Source organism: Clostridium zhoujianii (genome assembly GCF_051590805.1).
Classification (GTDB): domain Bacteria; phylum Bacillota; class Clostridia; order Clostridiales; family Clostridiaceae; genus Clostridium.
Genome location: NZ_JBPUTF010000004.1, coordinates 73946 through 93125, shown reverse-complemented (window position 1 = coordinate 93125; position 19180 = coordinate 73946). Strand labels below are relative to the sequence as shown.

General features: G+C 31.3%; 17 protein-coding genes and 1 other annotated feature. Of the genes, 5 read left to right on the top strand and 12 right to left on the bottom strand.

All coding sequences use genetic code 11. The annotated features are described in order from the left end of the window. Positions 1-98: 98 nt before the first annotated feature. Positions 99-347, bottom strand: a binding site (T-box leader). 306 nt (positions 348-653) lie between these two features. Together ACSYT2_RS16360 and ACSYT2_RS16355 are read left to right on the top strand one after the other, a co-directional pair. Continuing rightward, positions 654-1193, top strand: coding sequence for a 50S ribosomal protein L25 (locus ACSYT2_RS16360; protein WP_430857903.1), 540 nt, complete (start codon positions 654-656; stop codon positions 1191-1193). Between the two features lie 250 nt (positions 1194-1443). Further along, positions 1444-1659 (top strand): (2Fe-2S)-binding protein, encoded by a 216-nt coding sequence (locus ACSYT2_RS16355; RefSeq protein WP_430857904.1) that lies wholly within the window; start codon positions 1444-1446, stop codon positions 1657-1659. 128 nt (positions 1660-1787) lie between these two features. On the opposite strand, the gene ACSYT2_RS16350 is transcribed toward ACSYT2_RS16355, so the two are convergent. Beyond that, positions 1788-3182: a methyl-accepting chemotaxis protein gene (locus ACSYT2_RS16350; protein WP_438385204.1), complete on the bottom strand. Its 1395-nt coding sequence runs from the start codon at positions 3180-3182 to the stop codon at positions 1788-1790. Positions 3183-3404: 222 nt separating this feature from the next. Next, the gene (locus ACSYT2_RS16345) at positions 3405-4715 is read right to left on the bottom strand and encodes an aspartate kinase (RefSeq protein ID WP_438385203.1); all 1311 of its coding nucleotides are present in this window, start codon (positions 4713-4715) and stop codon (positions 3405-3407) included. A gap of 185 nt (positions 4716-4900) precedes the next feature. Between ACSYT2_RS16345 and ACSYT2_RS16340 the strand changes: the two genes are divergently transcribed. Then, positions 4901-6076: a class I SAM-dependent rRNA methyltransferase gene (locus ACSYT2_RS16340; RefSeq protein ID WP_438385202.1), complete on the top strand. Its 1176-nt coding sequence runs from the start codon at positions 4901-4903 to the stop codon at positions 6074-6076. Between the two features lie 40 nt (positions 6077-6116). Here ACSYT2_RS16340 and ACSYT2_RS16335 read toward each other — a convergent pair whose 3' ends face one another. From ACSYT2_RS16335 to ACSYT2_RS16310, 6 genes are all read right to left on the bottom strand, one after another. Continuing rightward, on the bottom strand, positions 6117-6452 hold the full coding sequence (locus tag ACSYT2_RS16335; RefSeq protein WP_438385201.1) for a hypothetical protein: 336 nt from the start codon (positions 6450-6452) through the stop codon (positions 6117-6119). A gap of 101 nt (positions 6453-6553) precedes the next feature. Further along, positions 6554-7000, bottom strand: coding sequence for a hypothetical protein (locus ACSYT2_RS16330; protein ID WP_430857909.1), 447 nt, complete (start codon positions 6998-7000; stop codon positions 6554-6556). A 153-nt stretch (positions 7001-7153) separates the two neighbouring features. Beyond that, positions 7154-7750: a DUF1643 domain-containing protein gene (locus tag ACSYT2_RS16325; RefSeq protein ID WP_430857910.1), complete on the bottom strand. Its 597-nt coding sequence runs from the start codon at positions 7748-7750 to the stop codon at positions 7154-7156. A gap of 231 nt (positions 7751-7981) precedes the next feature. After that, positions 7982-8695, bottom strand: a complete 714-nt coding sequence (locus ACSYT2_RS16320; RefSeq protein ID WP_430857911.1) for a 2-phosphosulfolactate phosphatase family protein — start codon at positions 8693-8695, stop codon at positions 7982-7984. A gap of 20 nt (positions 8696-8715) precedes the next feature. Further along, the gene (gene mnmL / locus ACSYT2_RS16315) at positions 8716-9642 is read right to left on the bottom strand and encodes a tRNA modification radical SAM protein MnmL/YtqA (protein WP_430857912.1); all 927 of its coding nucleotides are present in this window, start codon (positions 9640-9642) and stop codon (positions 8716-8718) included. A 78-nt stretch (positions 9643-9720) separates the two neighbouring features. Then, positions 9721-10785, bottom strand: coding sequence for a hypothetical protein (locus tag ACSYT2_RS16310; protein ID WP_438385200.1), 1065 nt, complete (start codon positions 10783-10785; stop codon positions 9721-9723). A 132-nt stretch (positions 10786-10917) separates the two neighbouring features. On the opposite strand from ACSYT2_RS16310, the gene ACSYT2_RS16305 reads away from it, so the two are divergent. Then, on the top strand, positions 10918-11979 hold the full coding sequence (locus ACSYT2_RS16305) for a YkvI family membrane protein (RefSeq protein WP_430857914.1): 1062 nt from the start codon (positions 10918-10920) through the stop codon (positions 11977-11979). Positions 11980-12041: 62 nt separating this feature from the next. Beyond that, entirely contained in the window at positions 12042-12953 is a 912-nt protein-coding gene (locus ACSYT2_RS16300; protein ID WP_438385199.1) for a radical SAM protein, read from the top strand. Between the two features lie 95 nt (positions 12954-13048). Here ACSYT2_RS16300 and ACSYT2_RS16295 read toward each other — a convergent pair whose 3' ends face one another. The 4 genes from ACSYT2_RS16295 to ACSYT2_RS16280 all read right to left on the bottom strand — a co-directional run bounded on the left by ACSYT2_RS16295 (position 13049) and on the right by ACSYT2_RS16280 (position 19167). Continuing rightward, positions 13049-14371: a peptidoglycan-binding domain-containing protein gene (locus ACSYT2_RS16295; protein WP_438385198.1), complete on the bottom strand. Its 1323-nt coding sequence runs from the start codon at positions 14369-14371 to the stop codon at positions 13049-13051. A 67-nt stretch (positions 14372-14438) separates the two neighbouring features. After that, entirely contained in the window at positions 14439-18017 is a 3579-nt protein-coding gene (locus ACSYT2_RS16290) for a S8 family serine peptidase (protein WP_438385197.1), read from the bottom strand. Between the two features lie 91 nt (positions 18018-18108). Then, a complete protein-coding gene (locus ACSYT2_RS16285; RefSeq protein WP_438385196.1) occupies positions 18109-18798 on the bottom strand; it encodes a helix-turn-helix domain-containing protein in 690 nt (229 codons plus the stop codon). A gap of 3 nt (positions 18799-18801) precedes the next feature. Then, positions 18802-19167, bottom strand: coding sequence for a DUF3783 domain-containing protein (locus tag ACSYT2_RS16280; protein ID WP_430857918.1), 366 nt, complete (start codon positions 19165-19167; stop codon positions 18802-18804). Positions 19168-19180: the final 13 nt, after the last annotated feature.

Genomic DNA, 19180 nt, shown 5'->3' with positions numbered 1-19180 from the left:
AAGATGCTCCTTTCTCACTCTGTATAATTAACTTATTTTAATTATTTGCTTTTTATATAGTCATAACTAAACTGTCATAAAAATAAAAAAACTCCATCCAAAAGGACGAAGTTAAATTCGCAATACCACCTATGGCAATACACACCCTATATATTTTCTTGGATGCTTCTCTCAAGCACTATCATGCTCTATCCCTTAACGCAGGCCAACGGGAAAACCTACTAAGCAACAGCTTTTCAATTTCCAACTCCTAGGTGATTTTCTTTAAACTCCTCTATAGCTTTACACCAACCAGCTACTCTCTTAAAGAAGGAAGTTTAATTACTTTTCCTAATCATAGTCTTTATTTAATTCATTATATAACACTAATTATTTTTTTGTCAATTAATAGATTTGAAATAAATACTTAGGGTAAAGCCTCTACTACAGACTAAGAACCATTGTAATATGCTTACCACCTATGGAAATATTTTTCAACACGTGCTATAATAGAAATAATATACTTAAGGAGGCTTGATGCATATGTGGAAATTAACCTACATGCTTTATAGAAGGTAGGTTGCTTTATCCCAATAATGTAATCAGTTGTTTAAAGCACCTTAGTTTGCTATAGAGCTTAATATATCTAAAATTAATGAAATGAGGGATTTATTATGACAAATTTAGCATATAAGGTATCAAATAGAACTATGACGGAAAATATTAAGCAATTAAGAAGAGATGGACAACTTCCAGGTATAATATACGGAGAATTCTTGCAAGAATCTATCCCAGTAAAAATGCCAAGACTTAGTTTAGTTAATTTATTAAAAAATAATTCTAAAGGATCAATAATACCTATAGATGTTGATAATAAAATTAAGAATTGTGTCGTTAAGGAAGTTCAGAAAAATAATATTGGTGAAATTATTCATATCGATTTTCAATATGTTAAAGATAATGAAATTATTAAGATGAATATTCCAGTAAAATTTATAGGACAAGAAAACTTAGAGTCTAGAAGGTTAGTTTTACAAACTCAAATACCAACCCTAGAATTCCAAGGTCCTGTAGAAAAAATTCCTGAATACATTCAAATAGATGTTTCTACATTGAACTTTGAAGATAAGGTACTAGCTAAAGATATTAAGATATCTGATGAAATAGTCCTTATTACAGATGAAAATGCACTATTAGCAGTTGTTAATGCATAGTAGTATATAAATACTATATTTATATACTTATAAAATAGGAGGCTATTGGAAATCCAATAGCCTCCTATTGTTTTGAATTAAGACTTAGGGCTTTATCTATAAAATTTAAAACTTTTATTTTTTAATCGATAAATGTTATTAACTAGTATTGACTTTTATTTGTTCATATGGTTTAATATATATAAGGATAGATAATACAACTATCCAATCCCCTTATTTTCCTTAGTAATCTACATTAGGAGGTAACTAAATGGAAAATAACATCAATGAAAAAATCCTTGACAAACTAACAAAAACTTGTGTTTGCAAGGTAATACCAAGATCCAAAATTAAAGAATCTATCGAAGCTGGAGCAAAAACTGTAGAGGACGTAATGAAAGCTACAGGCGCCGGAACAGGCGGTTGCAAAGGTTGTAGATGTATCCCTAAAATTCAAGAGTTAATCGACACACATTCGAATCAATAATATCTTCCCTAAAGTATTATTGATGAGCGATTATATCTCCCCAACCAACCTGTCTCCCCACAGGTTGGTTTTTTTGTATAAAAATAGGTTATAGATTCTTTCTAGAATTTATAACCTATTTTCATTAGCTATTTGATATTTTTATTCCTATCTTTTACTCCATTAGAATCAGTTAACTTAAATTTAGATGTAGTCTCTAATGAAATCTTTGATAATTCCTTTAAATTTTTTGCAGAGTCTAACACAGTCTCACTTGAACTTTTTAATATTTCTGTAGATAAATTTATATCCCCAGCTAAATTTGCTATAGTTTCTGATGATAATGATACCCTTGTTATTTTGCTGATTATATTATCGTTACCTTTAACTATGTTATTCGAAGAATCTTGCAACTTCTTCACCTTAGGCGATACTTTACCTACAGACTCTGAAATATCATTAAATGCTGATATTGAATTATTTATTATAGACTTCTGATTATTTATAGTATCAGATAAAGTTGAAGTCTTATTAAACAGCTCGTTGGAGCTAGTAAGCACTGAACCTATTAAACTATTAATATTAATGGAAGATTCCTTAGTTTGTATTGATAAATTTCTTATTTCATTTGATACAACTGAGAATCCCTTACCTGCCTCTCCAGCTCTAGCTGCCTCTATTGCTGCATTTAGAGCAAGAAGGTTAGTCTGCTCAGCTATTTGGTTTATTATTTCAGTAATTTCTGTTACTTTTTTTATATCACTTTTCATTTCAATTATTACATCTAAAAACTCTCCAAATTTTTTATTAAGTTCATTAAATGATAGATTAAGAGAATCCATTTCTTTGTAACTATTTGTTGCCTTAGTATCAATTTTATTAATCATAGTTGAAATCTCATTAACATTACTTATGTTATCACTAAGCTGTCCTTTAAAATCTCCAAACTCTGATACTACCGATAAAACATCATTCTTTTCATTATTTATACTATCAGTAATATTAGATACCAATGTTGATATTCTTTCTGTTAAATCCCTAAGCTCTTCTGAGAAATTTGTTAATGTTTGAGATTCATCTGTTAATGAATTTGAATTTTCAACCATTTCTTCTACTATGGTTATAACCTTAACCTGCATACTATCAGCGGCTTGAGCAATTGGACCTAATTCATCCCTTCTTGCAAAGTGCTTTTCCTTTATTCTATAGAAGTAATCTCCTTCCGCAAGCATTTCAAAATGAATTCTAAAATTATTCAACAAACGTGCTAGTGGGGATAATAACTTATATGTAACTAATATTGATATTACAACACTAACTATTCCTATAACTATGGCAAGTAATGCCAATTTTCCTGATATTTTATTAAAAATATCATTATAACCTACCCCTAATAAATCTAATTCCTTAACAATAGCTCCTTTAAAAGCTATAGAATATAAAATAAAACTTATTGCTGTGGTAAAGATAAAAATAACTGCAAGTTTATTTGTTATTCTAGTCTTTATACTATTCTTCCTACTAAAATCAAAGTTTACACTCATAAACTCCCCCCCTAACTTTACTTTACTTTACAAACAAGTTTATAACGTTTTCATAATTTTAACAACATAATTCGATCAAAGTTGGACTTTTTTACCATTTTCTCATTTAAATCGACCTCAAATTAACTTTTATACTAAATTTAATACTAATTTCTAATAAATTCTTATTGTACAAAAAACACCAAGTTTCTTATTAAGAAACTTGGTGAATATATTCAAAATTTAATTGAATGCTTTATATATTGCTCTTATGGTCCTTTCAAAGTCATCATTCTCTGTTCCAACTAAAATATTCATTTCTGATGATCCTTGATCTATCATTCTTATATTTACATCAGCTTCTGCTAATGCACCAAATACCTTAGCCGCAACCCCTCTATTTTTAGCCATCCCTTTACCAACTGTTGCAATTAGGGCCATATTAGGGTGAACTACTATTGTATCAGGATTACATGACCTTTTTATTTCCTCTACAATCCTATCTCTTTTATTTTTCAACTCAGAATCAGAAATAACTACACAAACTGTATCAATCCCTGAAGGCATGTTTTCAAAAGATACACTATTCATTTCAAGTACTGAAAGTACCTTTCTACAGAATCCAAGTTCTTGATTCATCATAGCCTTTTCAATTGAAATTACAGTAAAATCCTTCTTACCTGCAATACCTGTTATTGTTTTGCATTCATGACCCTCTGTAGTTTGTACTATAAATGTGCCCTTATCTTCTGGTTTATTTGTATTCTTAATATTTATTGGTATTCCTGCTTCTCTAACTGGGAATATAGCATCTTCATGAAGAACTGATGCCCCCATATAGGAAAGCTCTCGTAACTCTTTGTATGTTATATGACTAATAGCCTTAGGATTCTCAACTATTCTTGGATCTGCCATTAAAAATCCTGAAACGTCTGTCCAATTTTCATATAACTCCGCTTCAATACTTGCTGCAACCAATGCCCCTGTTACATCTGATCCACCTCTGCTAAAAGTAACAATATTACCTTCTCTATCAGAACCATAAAAACCTGGGATTACAGCCTTTTCCGATTTTTTTAATCTATCCTTTAATCTATTCTTTGTTCCTTCACTATCTAATGACCCATCATTATCAAATAATATAACTTCCTTAGCATCTATAAAGTCATATCCTAAATAATTAGCTAATATTAATCCATTTAGATATTCTCCTCTACTAGCTGCATAGTCCTTTGAAGCACCTTCTTCAATGTCTTTCTTAACAATATCTAAATGTTTTTGAATGTCAAAGTTTAACCCCAAATCTTTAACAATTCCTGTATATCTTTCTTCAACATGCTTAAACACATCATCTAATGATATTCCTGTTTCTACATGTATTTGGCTAAGATAAAGTAAATCTGTAATTTTTGTATCTTTACCATGTCTTTTTCCTGGTGCCGATGGCACTACATACTTTCTTGCCTCATCTGAAAGGACTATATCCCTAACTTTTCTGAACTGAGAAGCCTCAGCTAATGAGCTTCCCCCAAACTTTGTAACTACTGTATTCATTTTTATTGCCCCCAATTTTTCATATATTATATATATAGATTTTATTCTACCAATTTTTCCGATATTTTCAATAGTTATTTTGATATATTTTCTACACTCTTACATTAAAACTCTTATTATCCCTATAAAAAAATCATTATTATTGTTATAATCTTATAAGAGTTTTTATCGAAGGGAGATAAATTATGATTAGTAAGTTTTATTTACATAAAGGAAAGCATAAAAGAGCTGAGGGTGGACGTCCTTGGATTTATATTGATGAAATAAATGAATATGATGGTGACTATGAAAATGGGGATATAGTTGAAGTATACAACCCAAAAGGATACTTTATAGGTAAGGGATACATAAATGATAGAAGTAAGATAACTATAAGAATAATGACCAGGGATCAAAATGAAGAAATTAATAAGGATTTCTTTAGAAAAAGGCTTGAAGCCGCTTGGGAGTATAGAAAAACCGTAATTGATACTTCTTCATGTAGATTTGTTTTTGGAGAAGCTGATTTATTGCCTGGATTAACTATCGATAAATTTGAGGACTATTATGTAATTCAAATTTCAACTTTAGGTATGGATAAATATAGAGAAACTATAGTTGATGTTCTTGTTGAAGACTTTGGTGCTAAGGGAGTTTATGAAAGAAGCGACCTTGCTACTAGAGAAATTGAGGGGCTTGAACAAAGAAAAGGATTCTTGACAGAAGCCTTTGATACTAACGTTCAAATTACTGAAAATGGTGTTAAGTACATAGTTGATTTACAAAATGGTCAAAAAACTGGATTCTTTCTTGACCAAAAAGAAAATAGGGCTGCTATACACAGGGTATGTAAAGGCAAGGATGTTTTAGATTGCTTTACACATACTGGATCATTTGCTTTAAATGCTGGTATAGCTGGAGCTAAATCAGTACTAGGTATTGATGTATCTCAACATGCTGTTGATTGTGCCACAAGAAATGCTGAACTTAATAACTTGCAAGATATAGTTAAGTTTGAATGCCATAATGCCTTCGATGTTCTTAATTCTTGGTCTAAAGAAGGTAAGCAATTTGATGTAGTTATACTTGATCCACCAGCATTTACTAAGTCAAGAAACACAATAAATGGTGCTAAGAGAGGCTATAAAGAAATTAACCTTCGTGGCTTAAAAATGGTTAAATCAGGTGGCTACTTTATTACTTGTTCTTGCTCTCATTATATGAGTGAAGATTTGTTAAAGGCTACTATCAATGAGGCTGCACATGATGCTCGTAAAATCTTAAGACAAGTAGAGTTTAGAACTCAGTCTGCAGACCATCCAATATTATGGAGCTCTGATGAAAGTTACTACTTAAAGTTCTTTGTATTCCAAGTAGTATAATATTATATTTAAAAACTCGGAAAATTAACTTTCCGAGTTTTTATATCATTTCAACATCATTAGTAACAAACTCTATAGTCTTTACACCCCTATTCACCATTACTAATCGCACCCTATATTCATCTCTTGATAACTTAAATAAATAGGCTTCTCTTATTCCATCATTAAACTCATTATTATCAAGCTCCTTATGAACTTTCTTAACATTCTTAAAAACAATTGTCTTATATCCTATCTCTGGTTCTGATTTAATATATCCAGGCTGCCTCCAATTACATATTTCAATTCCCATTAGTAAATCTTTTTCTTTATTAATTATACTTTTAATATTACAATCTTGAAAATCATAGATATCAAAAAAATCTTTTATATTCATAATCAAACACATCCCCTTAAAATAGTATTTCTGCAAGATATGAACCCTTCACATTTTTATTCTAATAAATGTATATGATTACAATCATAAGTGTTATTCATCTATTTTTCCATTAGTCCTTGTGTAATTATATATTCTCTTATCTTATCTATTTCTATCTTCTCTAGCTTTCCTAAATAGAACTTTTTATCAATTTCTATGATTACATTTTCTCCACTACTTCTATCTTCAAGTAAAAAATAAATATTCATATTATCATAAGAAAGAACAATATACTTTTCAGGTAAGTCCTCTCCCTCACTAACTACCTTTATATCACCAATAATCTTATTTATAAGTTTATTCTGTTCATCAATTGCTGAATCGATCCAATGTACTTTTAAGTTATAGGGTTGCAAGCTTGTTTTTGTTCCTATGTTTCCCTTTATTTTTCCCTCTATCTTCTCAAACTTCTCCCCTTCAACTACAGCTTTATTATTGCTACATCCAATCAATCCCCCTAGGATTATTATAGATAATAACATCAATACTATAGTTCTTATCTTCATATTTACTCACCCCTTAAAATTATTAACATTTTTATATTTAAATTAATAATTATCAAGAATTAATTAATATTAATACTATAATAATTATATTCATATTTACTCCAAATAGGATTACAGAATAATAACAAAAAGAGCCGATTAACTTATCAGCCCTTATTCCCACAAACTATTTAATTCATCCCTATATGACCAAGCTAAACAATGCCTAGGATAACCCCTTTTACTTCTTTCACCTACCATTAAAGCAGACTTCTTCTCAGCGCTATTCATTATTTCTTCTCGTATATCCTTTAACATTAACTCTACTCTTCTCCTATAGACATCATCTAATCCTTCTAAAGGTTCCCCCCATGCAGCAATTATATAATCAGCATTATGAATTTCCTCAGCAATTATTTTATCGTTATTTATTTCTCCATCATTCCCTTCTATATACTCCTTGCCCTTTAAAAGATACTCTTCGTATAAATCTCCTCTAGTAGTTTCATATAAAGTAAATAAACTAACTATTGTTACTTTTTGTATACCTTCAAATTCATCCTTGTTCATATCTAAGAATTTTATTACTCTTTTATATACACTGTTAAAACTATCCTCTTCCATAGCCTTTGGAGCTCTAACTATTACTAAAATATTGCTACCTTTCTTACCTAAAAGTAAAGAAACCTTATAGCATCTTTCTCTTTTTTCATCCTCAATAATGCTTACCCCTTTTTTATTTATTGCTTTAGGATATTTACATCTACACATAACCATTCCCCTTTTATATAACCAATTATTTTATTAATACTTTGTAAATGTTTAACTTATACCTATAATATGCCCTTCATTATATTTTGGAACAATTTCATCTAATTTCTTCTTAATATGGTAAATAAAAATTATGACTTAGAACAATCATAATAAAATAATTTTTCAATATAAATCAACAATAAAGGGATTACTTCGCACTTTATGTCACGAAATAATCCCTTTATATTCTTAATTTTTGATATATCCATTCTTGTACTCAGGCACAATATCAGTTATATCTTTCTGAATACAATATTCTATATCTTTTTCTAATCCAAGATCCATCATTACATTGTAGTGTCTTGCATCTTTAATATAATCAATAACCCCTGGATATTCTTCGTATATTTTAACAGATGTTTTGGCTATGTCTGTTAAGTCCAACTTAGAGCTACCTTCTAGCATTTTATATATTATAAATCCAGTACATATATAATCATCCATAGAAAATTGCCCATTAGTTCCTGAATTCACTATTACAACATCCTTATTTATATCTAACAATCTTTTTGCTACTGCCGAGGCATTTAGCATACATCCTATAAATACTTCTTCAGATGATTTACAACTTGTCAATGTTCTAGTTCCATTTGTTGTAGTTATAATTAGAGTTTTATTTTCTACTATCTTCCTTGTATATTCTAAAGGTGAATTTGAAAAATCAAAACCTTCTATTTTAACTGCTCTTCTTTCTCCACCTAAAACACAAGAATCATTAGGAAACTCCTTTTTCTTTTCAAAAGCTTCTTCCACTGTTAACAATGGAAGAACTTCTTTACAACCATTCATCATAGCAGTTGTAATTACAGATGTTGCCCTAAGTATATCTATTACTACCACTACCTTGTCCTTGATAATGTCATCTCTTACATAATCAGCGGAAATAATAACATCTATTTTCATAATACCATCCCCATTTCCCTTTATTTAAAATCCCTTCCCTGATAAACATCATTATCTTCCATAGCTTTATCTATAGCATTTAATACTTCCCATTTCTTTAAACTCCACATAGGACCTATAAGTAAATCCCTTGGTGCATCACCTGTTAGTCTATGAATTACCATGTTTTCTGGCAACATAGCAACTGACTTACATAGTAAATCTATATAATCTTCTTGAGATAAAAATTCTAATTGCCCACTCTCATAAAGTTTAACTAAAGGTGTGCCTTTCATTAAATGAAGTAAGTGGAATTTCACCCCAGCTGCTCCTGAATGAGCTATATAATCTACAGTATTAAGCATATCTTCTTTTGTTTCCCCTGGTAATCCAAATATAGAATGTACAACAAAATCTATATTTCTCTCCTTAAGTCTCTCTATAGCCTCTTGAAATACTGATAAATTATACCCCCTATTGATTTTTCTAGCTGCTTCATCATTTGATGTTTGTAATCCAAGTTCAATCCATACATAAAATTTTTTATTAATCTCTTCTAATAAATCTAAGACCTCATCCCCTAAACAATCTGGTCTTGTTGCAATAGCAAGGGCTACTACACCTTCTTGCCTTAATGCTTCATCATACTTCTTTTTTAATTCATCTACAGGTCCATATGTATTTGTGTAGGCCTGGAAATATGCTATATACTTTCCTTCCTTCCACTTCTTATTCATCATCCCTTTTATATCTATAAATTGCCTTTCAATAGAAAAATCCCTATCTCCAGCAAAATCCCCAGATCCTCTTTCACTACAAAATAGACATCCACCTTTACTTATGGTGCCGTCTCTATTTGGACAAGAAAAACCCCCATCTAGTGAAATTTTAAATACTTTCTCCCCGAACTTATTCCTTAGGAAATAATTTAAATTATGATATCTCTTCCCATTCCACTCTTTCGTCATGGTCATCCTCCTCCTTAAAATAAATATCATACTTATCATAACAGATTGACCTAAAAAGAACAAAATGGGTATACCTTACTAAAGTTTATTTACTTTCATAGCTTTAAGATCAACTTTATATTCTCCTTCAGCTTCTTTTTCCTCCCCAATGCCTGTTACTTCAATAAACACATTCTTTTCATTTACCCTTTTTATATTTACATTATACTTATCATTAGGGAATAACTTCATTAACTGAAACTTAAGTAGCTCCCCAGTTGGATTTCTATATATTCTTACACTGCTCCCCTTGCCTTCCTCTCTTACTTGAACCATTAATTCTCCATCATCACCAGAAAATATTAACTTTTCTATTTCTGATCCCTCTATTAAATCATACCCTGTTAATTTATCTATAATTGGTTTCTCTAATGCATCATCTATAGCCTTATCTATATCTTCCGTTGACGCTCCTTCAGCATTTGCTTCTGATCCTGCTGTAGGCTTAGATTCTTCTACCATTGCTAATGCAATAAAAGTTTTACTTCCATCAGTTGTTGTAACTCCAATCTTATTTCCACCAAAGCTTATACTAATCTTATTAAAATTCCCTTCCGGTACTGTCTCTTTATTTAGCACTACATTTTCTTTCTTAGGATAGACCTCCCTTGGCAAATCTTTTTTTCTTATAAGAACTTCACTTTTTCCTGATTCCTCATCTCTTATTCTTAAAACTCCATTTGCTTCATATACTTGTTTATTACTCTTGGCTTTTACTTCATCTACAAGATAGTTATCATCTTTCTTAATTACTTTTACAACTATTGTATCTAAATCTGTTCTTAGTTCTCTAGCACTATCCCTTATAACTAAATAATTAAGATAAGCAAAATTAGCTCCTTCAGCCACCTCATCTAGTTTATATCCATTTATTCTATTTTCTTTTAATTTGCTAAATTGATCCTGATCTATTACCTTATTGCTAGCAAATTTATTAGCCTCCTCATTATTACCTAAGGATAGTTCCTTCATATAATCCATTGCTACCTTAGTTGCTTCCTGTATTTCAAAGAAATTCACCTTACCATCCTCATGACTTTTATTACATCCAACTATTAGAAATATTAATAAAATTATCAATATATAAGATATCTTTTTTCTCACGATAACCCTCCTTTCATAACTCTTCTTGTTTTAGTTTCCCTAAGAAAGTTTCCCTTATACACCAGTATTAGAATAATTGTCATTCCTTACTTATATATTAGTTATTAGAAAGATTTTTAAAGGAGGTACACCGTGAAAAAAGAAGTCCTTAAAATATTTCAAGTTGCAGTAGTATTCATAGGAACAATAGTAGGTGCTGGACTTGCATCCGGAAAAGAGATAACTAATTTTTTCACCTCATTTGGGCCTAAGAGTTTCATAGGTATTATTCTGTGTGGACTACTCTACATCACTATGGGAATAATAATTTCTAAAATCAGTATTAGGTATAAGCTTAATTCCTATAGCGAAGTAATGAAGATTATTAGTCCTAACATTTTAGGTAAGCTTACTGGGGTAATAACTACTTTATACTTTATAGCAAGTGCATCAATAATACTTGCTGGTAGCGGCGCATTAATTAACCAATTCTTTGGTATTCCTAAGATTATTGGTTCCTTAATAATGCTTTCCATATCATTATTCTTCCTACTAAGAGGAACAGATGGGCTTATAGAGGTGAATAGCTTTATAGTTCCTGGATTAATAATAACTATAATAACTTTAACTGCTCTTTATTTTATATTCTGTGGAGATATGATAACAGTAGAGAATATTACTAGCTTTGCTCCTAAGAAATCTGGTATTGGTATCTCAACCATACTTTATGCAGGATATAATATACTTTGTAGCTCTGGTGTACTAGTACCACTTAGTACACAAATGAAAAATTCTAAAACAATGATTACCGGAATAATCTTTGGTGCTTTAGGACTAACTATTCTTTGTACTATGATTAATCTTTTACTTACAGTTAATCAACCATATATTTATGAGTATGAAATTCCATTATTATTTATCGCTCAACGTTTCGGTCCAATTGTTCAGGCTGTACTATTAATAATAATATTACTTGAAATGTTTTCAACAGAAGTTTCTGATGTTTACTCAATTAGCAAAACTCTTGAACAAGCTTTACACATTAAATTTAAAGTAGGTATATTTATTGTTTTAGCTGTCGCTTTACCTATTTCTCTATTAGGTTTTGGTAACTTAATTTCTACCCTTTATCCTCTCTTTGGTTTATTAAGCTTAGTATTCATAACCCAATGTATAATATTTTATTTTAAAAGTAGAAAAGAAATGGTAGATTAATAAGTTGATACCTTATGCCCTTAGACTTATAATTTAATAAGTATTATGTAAGAGGTGTTTTTATGAAGTATGGTGACCTATTGAATAGTTGTATGTTATGTAAAAGAGAATGTGGGGTGGATAGATTAAGTGGAAAAATAGGTGTTTGCGCTGCTAATGATAAATTGAAAATAGCTAGAGCAGAACTACATCTTTGGGAAGAACCACCTATTTCTGGAGAAAAGGGATCAGGAACAGTATTCTTTTCACACTGTAATTTAAAATGTGTATTTTGCCAAAATCACGAAATAAGCCAAGAATATGGGGGCGCTTATATAACAATAGAAAGATTAAGTGAAATTTTTCTCGAATTACAAGCTAAAGGGGCTAATAATATAAATTTAGTAACCCCTACTCACTATGTACCACAGCTAATGGAAGCTCTTGATATAGCTAAAAGTAATGGACTTAGCCTTCCTATTTTGTATAATACAAATGGCTATGATAGATTAGAAACCATCAAGTTATTAGATGGTTACATAGATGTCTATTTACCAGATTTTAAATACTTTAATGATAAATTTGCTGTTAAGTATTCAAAAGCTGATAAGTACCTAGAAAACATATTGCCATTATTAAAAGAAATGGTAAGACAAACAGGATCGGCTACCTTTAATGATAAAGGAACAATAAAAAAAGGGGTCATTATACGACACCTTATGCTTCCTGGATTACTATTTGATTCAAAAAAAGTAATCGATAAAATTTATGATGCCTTTGGTGATGATGTATATATCAGCATAATGAATCAATATACACCAATGAATAAAGCATCTGACTATCCTGAAATAAATAAACACCTTAATCCTAAACATTACGATTCATTAATAAACTATGCTGCCGAAATTGGTGTTACTAATGGTTTTATCCAAGACGAAGGTGCTAATACTGAAGAATTCGTTCCTAGTTTCAAACTAGAAGGAGTTTTTAAATAATAAAAGGAGAATCATATAGTTTTTAAGGTTATATACCCTATAAATACTAAACCTTATAATCTATATGATCCTCCTTATTTGGGTTAATATAATTTTTAATTAATAGGATAACTAAAATTTGGAATCTCAATTCCACCCCTAGTTCCATTTGTCATAGGTGGATAAAATATATTATCCCCCCTTAATTCGGCTATTCTTGTTACTCCAACATATACATCTGATACTTTATACCATGTTGCATAATCAACAACTCCTGTTTTAGGTAAGTTAAATATTCCTTGGAATACCTTAACCGATTCTGCTGTTGTTGGTCCAAAATTTCCATCTACTGCCACCTTTGGGATTAGTGGATAGTTTTGTGCAATTCTATTTAAAAAATCCTGAATCATTCTAACTGGCTCTCCATTAGATCCTATAGTTAAATCATATCCTGGATATGATGAAGGACTTCCTTTAACCTGCTCTGCTGTTACTAATTCAATATCATTTCCATAATAGTAAGTTAATATTTCATAGGGAACCTTTCCTTGATCTCCTAAGTATTTGCTTCCCCATTGACTTAGCCACTCTGGACAAGTAACATTTTTCCCATCACAATATTGAGTTAATAAAGGTTGCTTCCTGCCAAATCTTCTTACATAAGTAGAAAATATCTCATCTACTACTTCACTTATACTATCATAAATATTTCTTCCATAATTAAAGGCATGATCATAAGCTGTAGAGCTTGTTATATCAAAATTTTTACCTTTTCCTCTATACCATTCTGTATATATTCTATTTAAGGTAAATGATATTATACAAAATATATTAGCCCTTATTGTACTATCAGGCCAAGTAGAATAAATCTCACAGGATGCTACATTCTTTATATACTCTTTATATGGCACTCTATAATTAGGTGCAGATGGATCATTAGGACTTCCTTGATGTACTGTAATAAACTCAGGTACTACAGGCTTTGGAAGAACTACCCCACTTGATGGTGGAGGCAATGGTTTATCTGGATCTTCAGGTATTTTAGCCGGAAAAGTTCCTCCTAAAGTATTTGGTAATATTATTATTATATCTGCCCTACTTGATCTGTTCCCCATCTCTATTAAATTTACTGTTTGTAATGCTGTTCTCTCAGCAAATATCTGTGTTCCTCTTATGGTTGCTGGATTAAAACCACTTCTCTCAACCTTTATATCATAAGTACTATATGGAATAATGTTAGATGGCTCTTGAGAATAAGCAAATGGTGGTGCAACCAAATCTACCACTGGTGTTTGGCCTGATGAATCCGTAGTTAACTCTGCATTCGTATTAGCTCTGCTCTCTCCCTCAGTAGGTGTTACAGTAACTTTACATCCATCTACAGGGATAGTACTATTTCCATTAAAGCATTGAACTTTTAATCTTCCTATATCAGCCATTATTATCTCCTAATATATTGTTTCAACTATATTTTATGCAATTAACATTATATTAGTGATATTCTTTTTATAATGGGCTTCTAATAAATAACCTACCAACATTATATTCCTCATACTTATCTTCTAAATCATCTTTATCCCCTCTACTATTAACATTAAAATTACCCCTCATAGCATTGAAAATTCCTGTTACATCAATAGTCCCATAGCCCCATTCAGGATTTGGGTAAATATCCCCACTTCTCATTTTTGCACCTCTAGTAATGTAGGATATTACCTCTTGGGCATATATAATAGGAAAATTACCATCTATTATTGCCCATTGAAGGATCATAGCACATACTCCAGCTACTATTGAAGTTGCCACTGAAGAACCACTGGCTATTCCTATACTTCCTCCTGGTCTTATTATCTTTGCATTTATACCTCCTGCAGCTATATCAGGTTTAATCCTTCCATCCCTTGTGTATCCTCTTCCGGATGCCCCAACAGTAGAATTATTATTTTGATTATAGTATGCAACTGAAACTGTACCATTCGCACCTGATGGTATAGTTAGGGTAGTACTTTGAGTTGGTGATAAAAATTTTGTGTCTGGTGCTAGTAAACTTCTTTGAGGCAACCAAGACCAATACTTACCACCAACTACGTGCTCACCATATAACCTAAATCTCCATATTCCCTCTTTTAAATTAAGGCATCTTATAATAATCTGCTCATCTCCATTAGTCCTCTCTGGCAAGTAATAATTAATTGCCATAGATGTGCCTTCATATATGAATTTCACATTTGTTTTATCCTTAAATTTAGGAGATATATTGTCTATTACCTCCCCTGATGGCGATATTATTGAAAGTAAAAACATATCCGGCCTTGGCACCCATATCTCAAAATTAAGATTTCCTTGATTCTTTCCAACTCTTAATTCTATAGTATTAGAGTCTCCTGTCTTTTCAATAGTTCCTTCTGTATGAGTATCTGTATCTCCTTCATTACCAGTTCCAGCAACAAAAACAGAACCTATTTGCCTTGAAAATTCATTAATAGACCCATCTAAAGTTCCTAAACCATCATGTGGCCCAGTATTACTTCCTAAAGGAAATAATATAACTAGTGGTATTTTTAGCTCTGTACTTAATTTAGATAAGTATCTTATAGCTGTAAGAATATCCACTACTCCATATCTATTAGATCCAGGCGTTGTAACTCCAGCTTCTTCTAAAACAACATTGCTAACCTCTTTCAACTTAACAACTGCAAGACTACATCCTGGAGCTACTCCAACTAAATCTGGATTTTTCCCTCTTGCTGCTGCTAATCCAGCTGCCATTGTCCCATGCCCATTTGTATCTTTACTTGGAACTATCGTATATGGGTCTCCACCAGATTTTTGAAGCTTTATTGCTTCATTAATATCCTCTTCCCTATACTCTGTTCCAAGTTTAAGGCCATATATATCCTTACCTGAATCTATGGTCTGATCCCATAACCTTATAATTCTTGTTGTATCATCTTCTTTTTGGAATTCTGTATTCAAATAATCTATTCCTGTATCTATAATACCAATAAGAACACCCTTCCCATCTAGTGATAAGTATGGGTTATTATGATAATTTAGAGCATTACTTGCCTCAGCTGGTGACATATCATTTAATGTAAATATTTGTGGATTTATATCAGCTACTCTATCCTTTATATACTCGCTTATCTTTTCAAGTTCATTAACAGGCAAATATACTATTCCAAAAGATTCATTTAATGCAATTGCTGATATATTAGGTAAATTATTTAACTCTAGAAATTTTGCTCTGTTTGTATACTCAACAAGTGTACCCACCTGTTCTGATGAACTTGAAAATTGATTTAAATACTCATCAATATCACCAATCTCCCTATACATCTTATCCTCCCTACTCACAAAATTTTCTGCTCCAATAATATTTAAAACCCTAATCAATTCCTCCATGCTATCATAAGCACATACCTCACCATATCCCCAACTTGGATCTGGGTAAACTATATCTGTCCGTTCCTTCTTTGATCCAATAATCAAATAATATTTCAGTCTATCTCCATAAAGAAATGGGTCATTTCCTCTAACAATTCCCCATTCCATTAGCAATCCACATATTCCTGAAACATGTGGTGCTGCCATAGATGTTCCTGTCTTTGTATCAAAAGAGCCATTTGGTGCTGCAGATGTAATCCCCTCTCCTGGCGCTACTAATTCCGGTTTTGCACTAGAATATATTACATTTCTTCCTCTTCCACTAAAGGATGAAATATTTCTAGTTATATAGTTATAACTTCCTACTGATATAACATTAGATACTGTAGCTGGAATTCCCAATGTATTATTAACCGTAGGTTGTAAAAATTTGGTTTTTTGATTTAATCCCTCTGATATAGGTAGCCACATATCATATATTCCTTCATATTTATTTACTATCCTTAATATGACCTTCCATTCTCCAGAAAGTATATAATTACTCCCACTTATCAAAGAAATTCCTATCTCTCCACTCATGTCAAATGGTTTTGGTCCAGTATTAAATATCCTATATCTATTCCTAGATATTACTCCCTCGCTTAACCCTTCTTCTACTACTATCTCACCACTACTAACCCCATTAGGAGTAATTAGTTCTAGCGTAATCTTTGGTAATACTGATTTATATAAATTAATAACAACAGCTGTTTCGTCTTCTGCAACATTAAATCTTATCTCATTTATATCTTCTAAATTTCCTCCTACATGATGTGCCGCATCTCCTTCATTTCCTGCAGCTATTACTATAGTTATCCTTTCAAGAATTGCAATTGTATTTATATACTGTTCTAATAGGCTAGTTCCATTATGGGCTCCATCATTTGTACTAAGACTTATATTTACTACAAGGGGCATTCCTAGTTCTCTACCTTTATCAACTAAGAATTTTAAACCTCTCATAATCTGAGTACTTAATGAAAATAATCCCCTTCCACTCTTAACCATCATAATAGAACTTTTAGGAGCTACGCCGTAATACCTGGAATTAATTCTTCCTCCTCCACATGCTATTCCAGCCACATGTGTTCCATGCTCAGTAACATCAATTACAGGAACTACAGAATAGGGATCTGGTGCCTTTAAGGCTTCATTAATTTGCTGCTTACTATAAGTACTACCTCCTGTGCTTAAATCATAAATATATTCTATCCTTGTTGTTCCATCATCATTTCTAAAAGCAGGATGTGTAAAATCTATGCCTGAATCTATAAATCCTATCACAGTTCCTTGCCCTTGCAACCCAAATGTACTTTGGGTTCTTTGCACACAAGCAGCCCTATTGCTTCCTTCATCAGTGAAATAAAGACTTTTTGGTAGTTCTATATACTGTATATTAGGATTTGCTGCAAGCTTTCCCAATTGTTCAATAGGTATATTGACTATCCCATATCCATAACCCAAATCATCTAACTTCCCGCCTATACTATTAACATAGTTATTTACATCTGAATAAGCGGTTCCATATAAAATTATTACTTCTATATCTCCATTTCCATCTATAATTGTCGATTGTGTTATGTTTAATTTTCCTAAAAGAGATTCAGGTATAGATTTTAATAAATTGATAGAGTTATTTATATTTTCTATATTAATCACTCCAAAATATTAATACTGCACTAAAAATGCCTATTTCAGTATATGAAAAAATAGGTGCCATATGTTACACCACATATGACACCTATTAACACTATAGAGCTATTTCTACTCTTTCTAATTTTGCAATTACTTTTATATTATTTAAATCTACAGTTTCAGTAATAACGGAACCACCATTACTTATAAGAAGAACTCTTGAATTACCTAATGATTTAATCTGTCTTAATACTCTTTCTCCTTTATATTCCACCAAGAAAATCCCGTTATTGCTTATTTCTTTAACTAAATGAGCAAAAGCTAAATCACCCTTCATTATTCTAAATCCAGCCATATCGTTATCCTGTATCTTTATATACATCACTTTATCTGCAGGATACCCTTCTACTTTGTTGGAATAATTAGGAGGTTCCTTCCCCCCTAGTTCTCTATTTAAACTATAATCATAAATACTTACCTTTTTAAGTACTGAAGAAAAAGCATCTGTCCATACTGCTGAAGTTTCTCCAAGAGTTCTTGGATTAACCTTAGATTCCTTTGTTATAGCCTTTTCTTTTTTTCTCTCTTCCATAAGTACTTCATCAGTAACTACCATACTTATATCATTAAGATCGGTATTTAAAATTTTTGCAGCTCTATCTATGAAGCTCTCCTGAGCAACCTTTCTTCCAGTTTCAACTTCATTTATATACTTATCAGAAACCCCTAATTTTTTACCTAAGGCTTTTTGAGTAATTCCCGCTTTTAATCTTGCGTCCTTTATTTTTTCCCCTACTCTGCTCACGTCTTATCTTCCTTTCTCTCTACTTCTCATCCATTCTCTTTCTTCAATCAGATGCTCTAAAAGATATTCAAAAGTCCACTCACTTGAAGTAGGTGTTACTATAGCTAATACTCCTCCAGTAACAACAGTCCTTACTAATTTAATAGTATCTCTAATCTCATCATCTTCATAACTATTAAATAATATTGCCTTTTCCTCTGGAAGTTTATTATCATACTTTAATATCATTAATCCATTAATTATGTCTTGTATTTTCATACTTGCCATTTCATCTGTTATTCTTAAAGTTTTAAGGTTTGCCTTCTTTAGTCCATCCAATTCTTCATCAGTAAGTCCATAAACTAAAATACACTTATTATTTTCTAGCATACCCATCACTCCT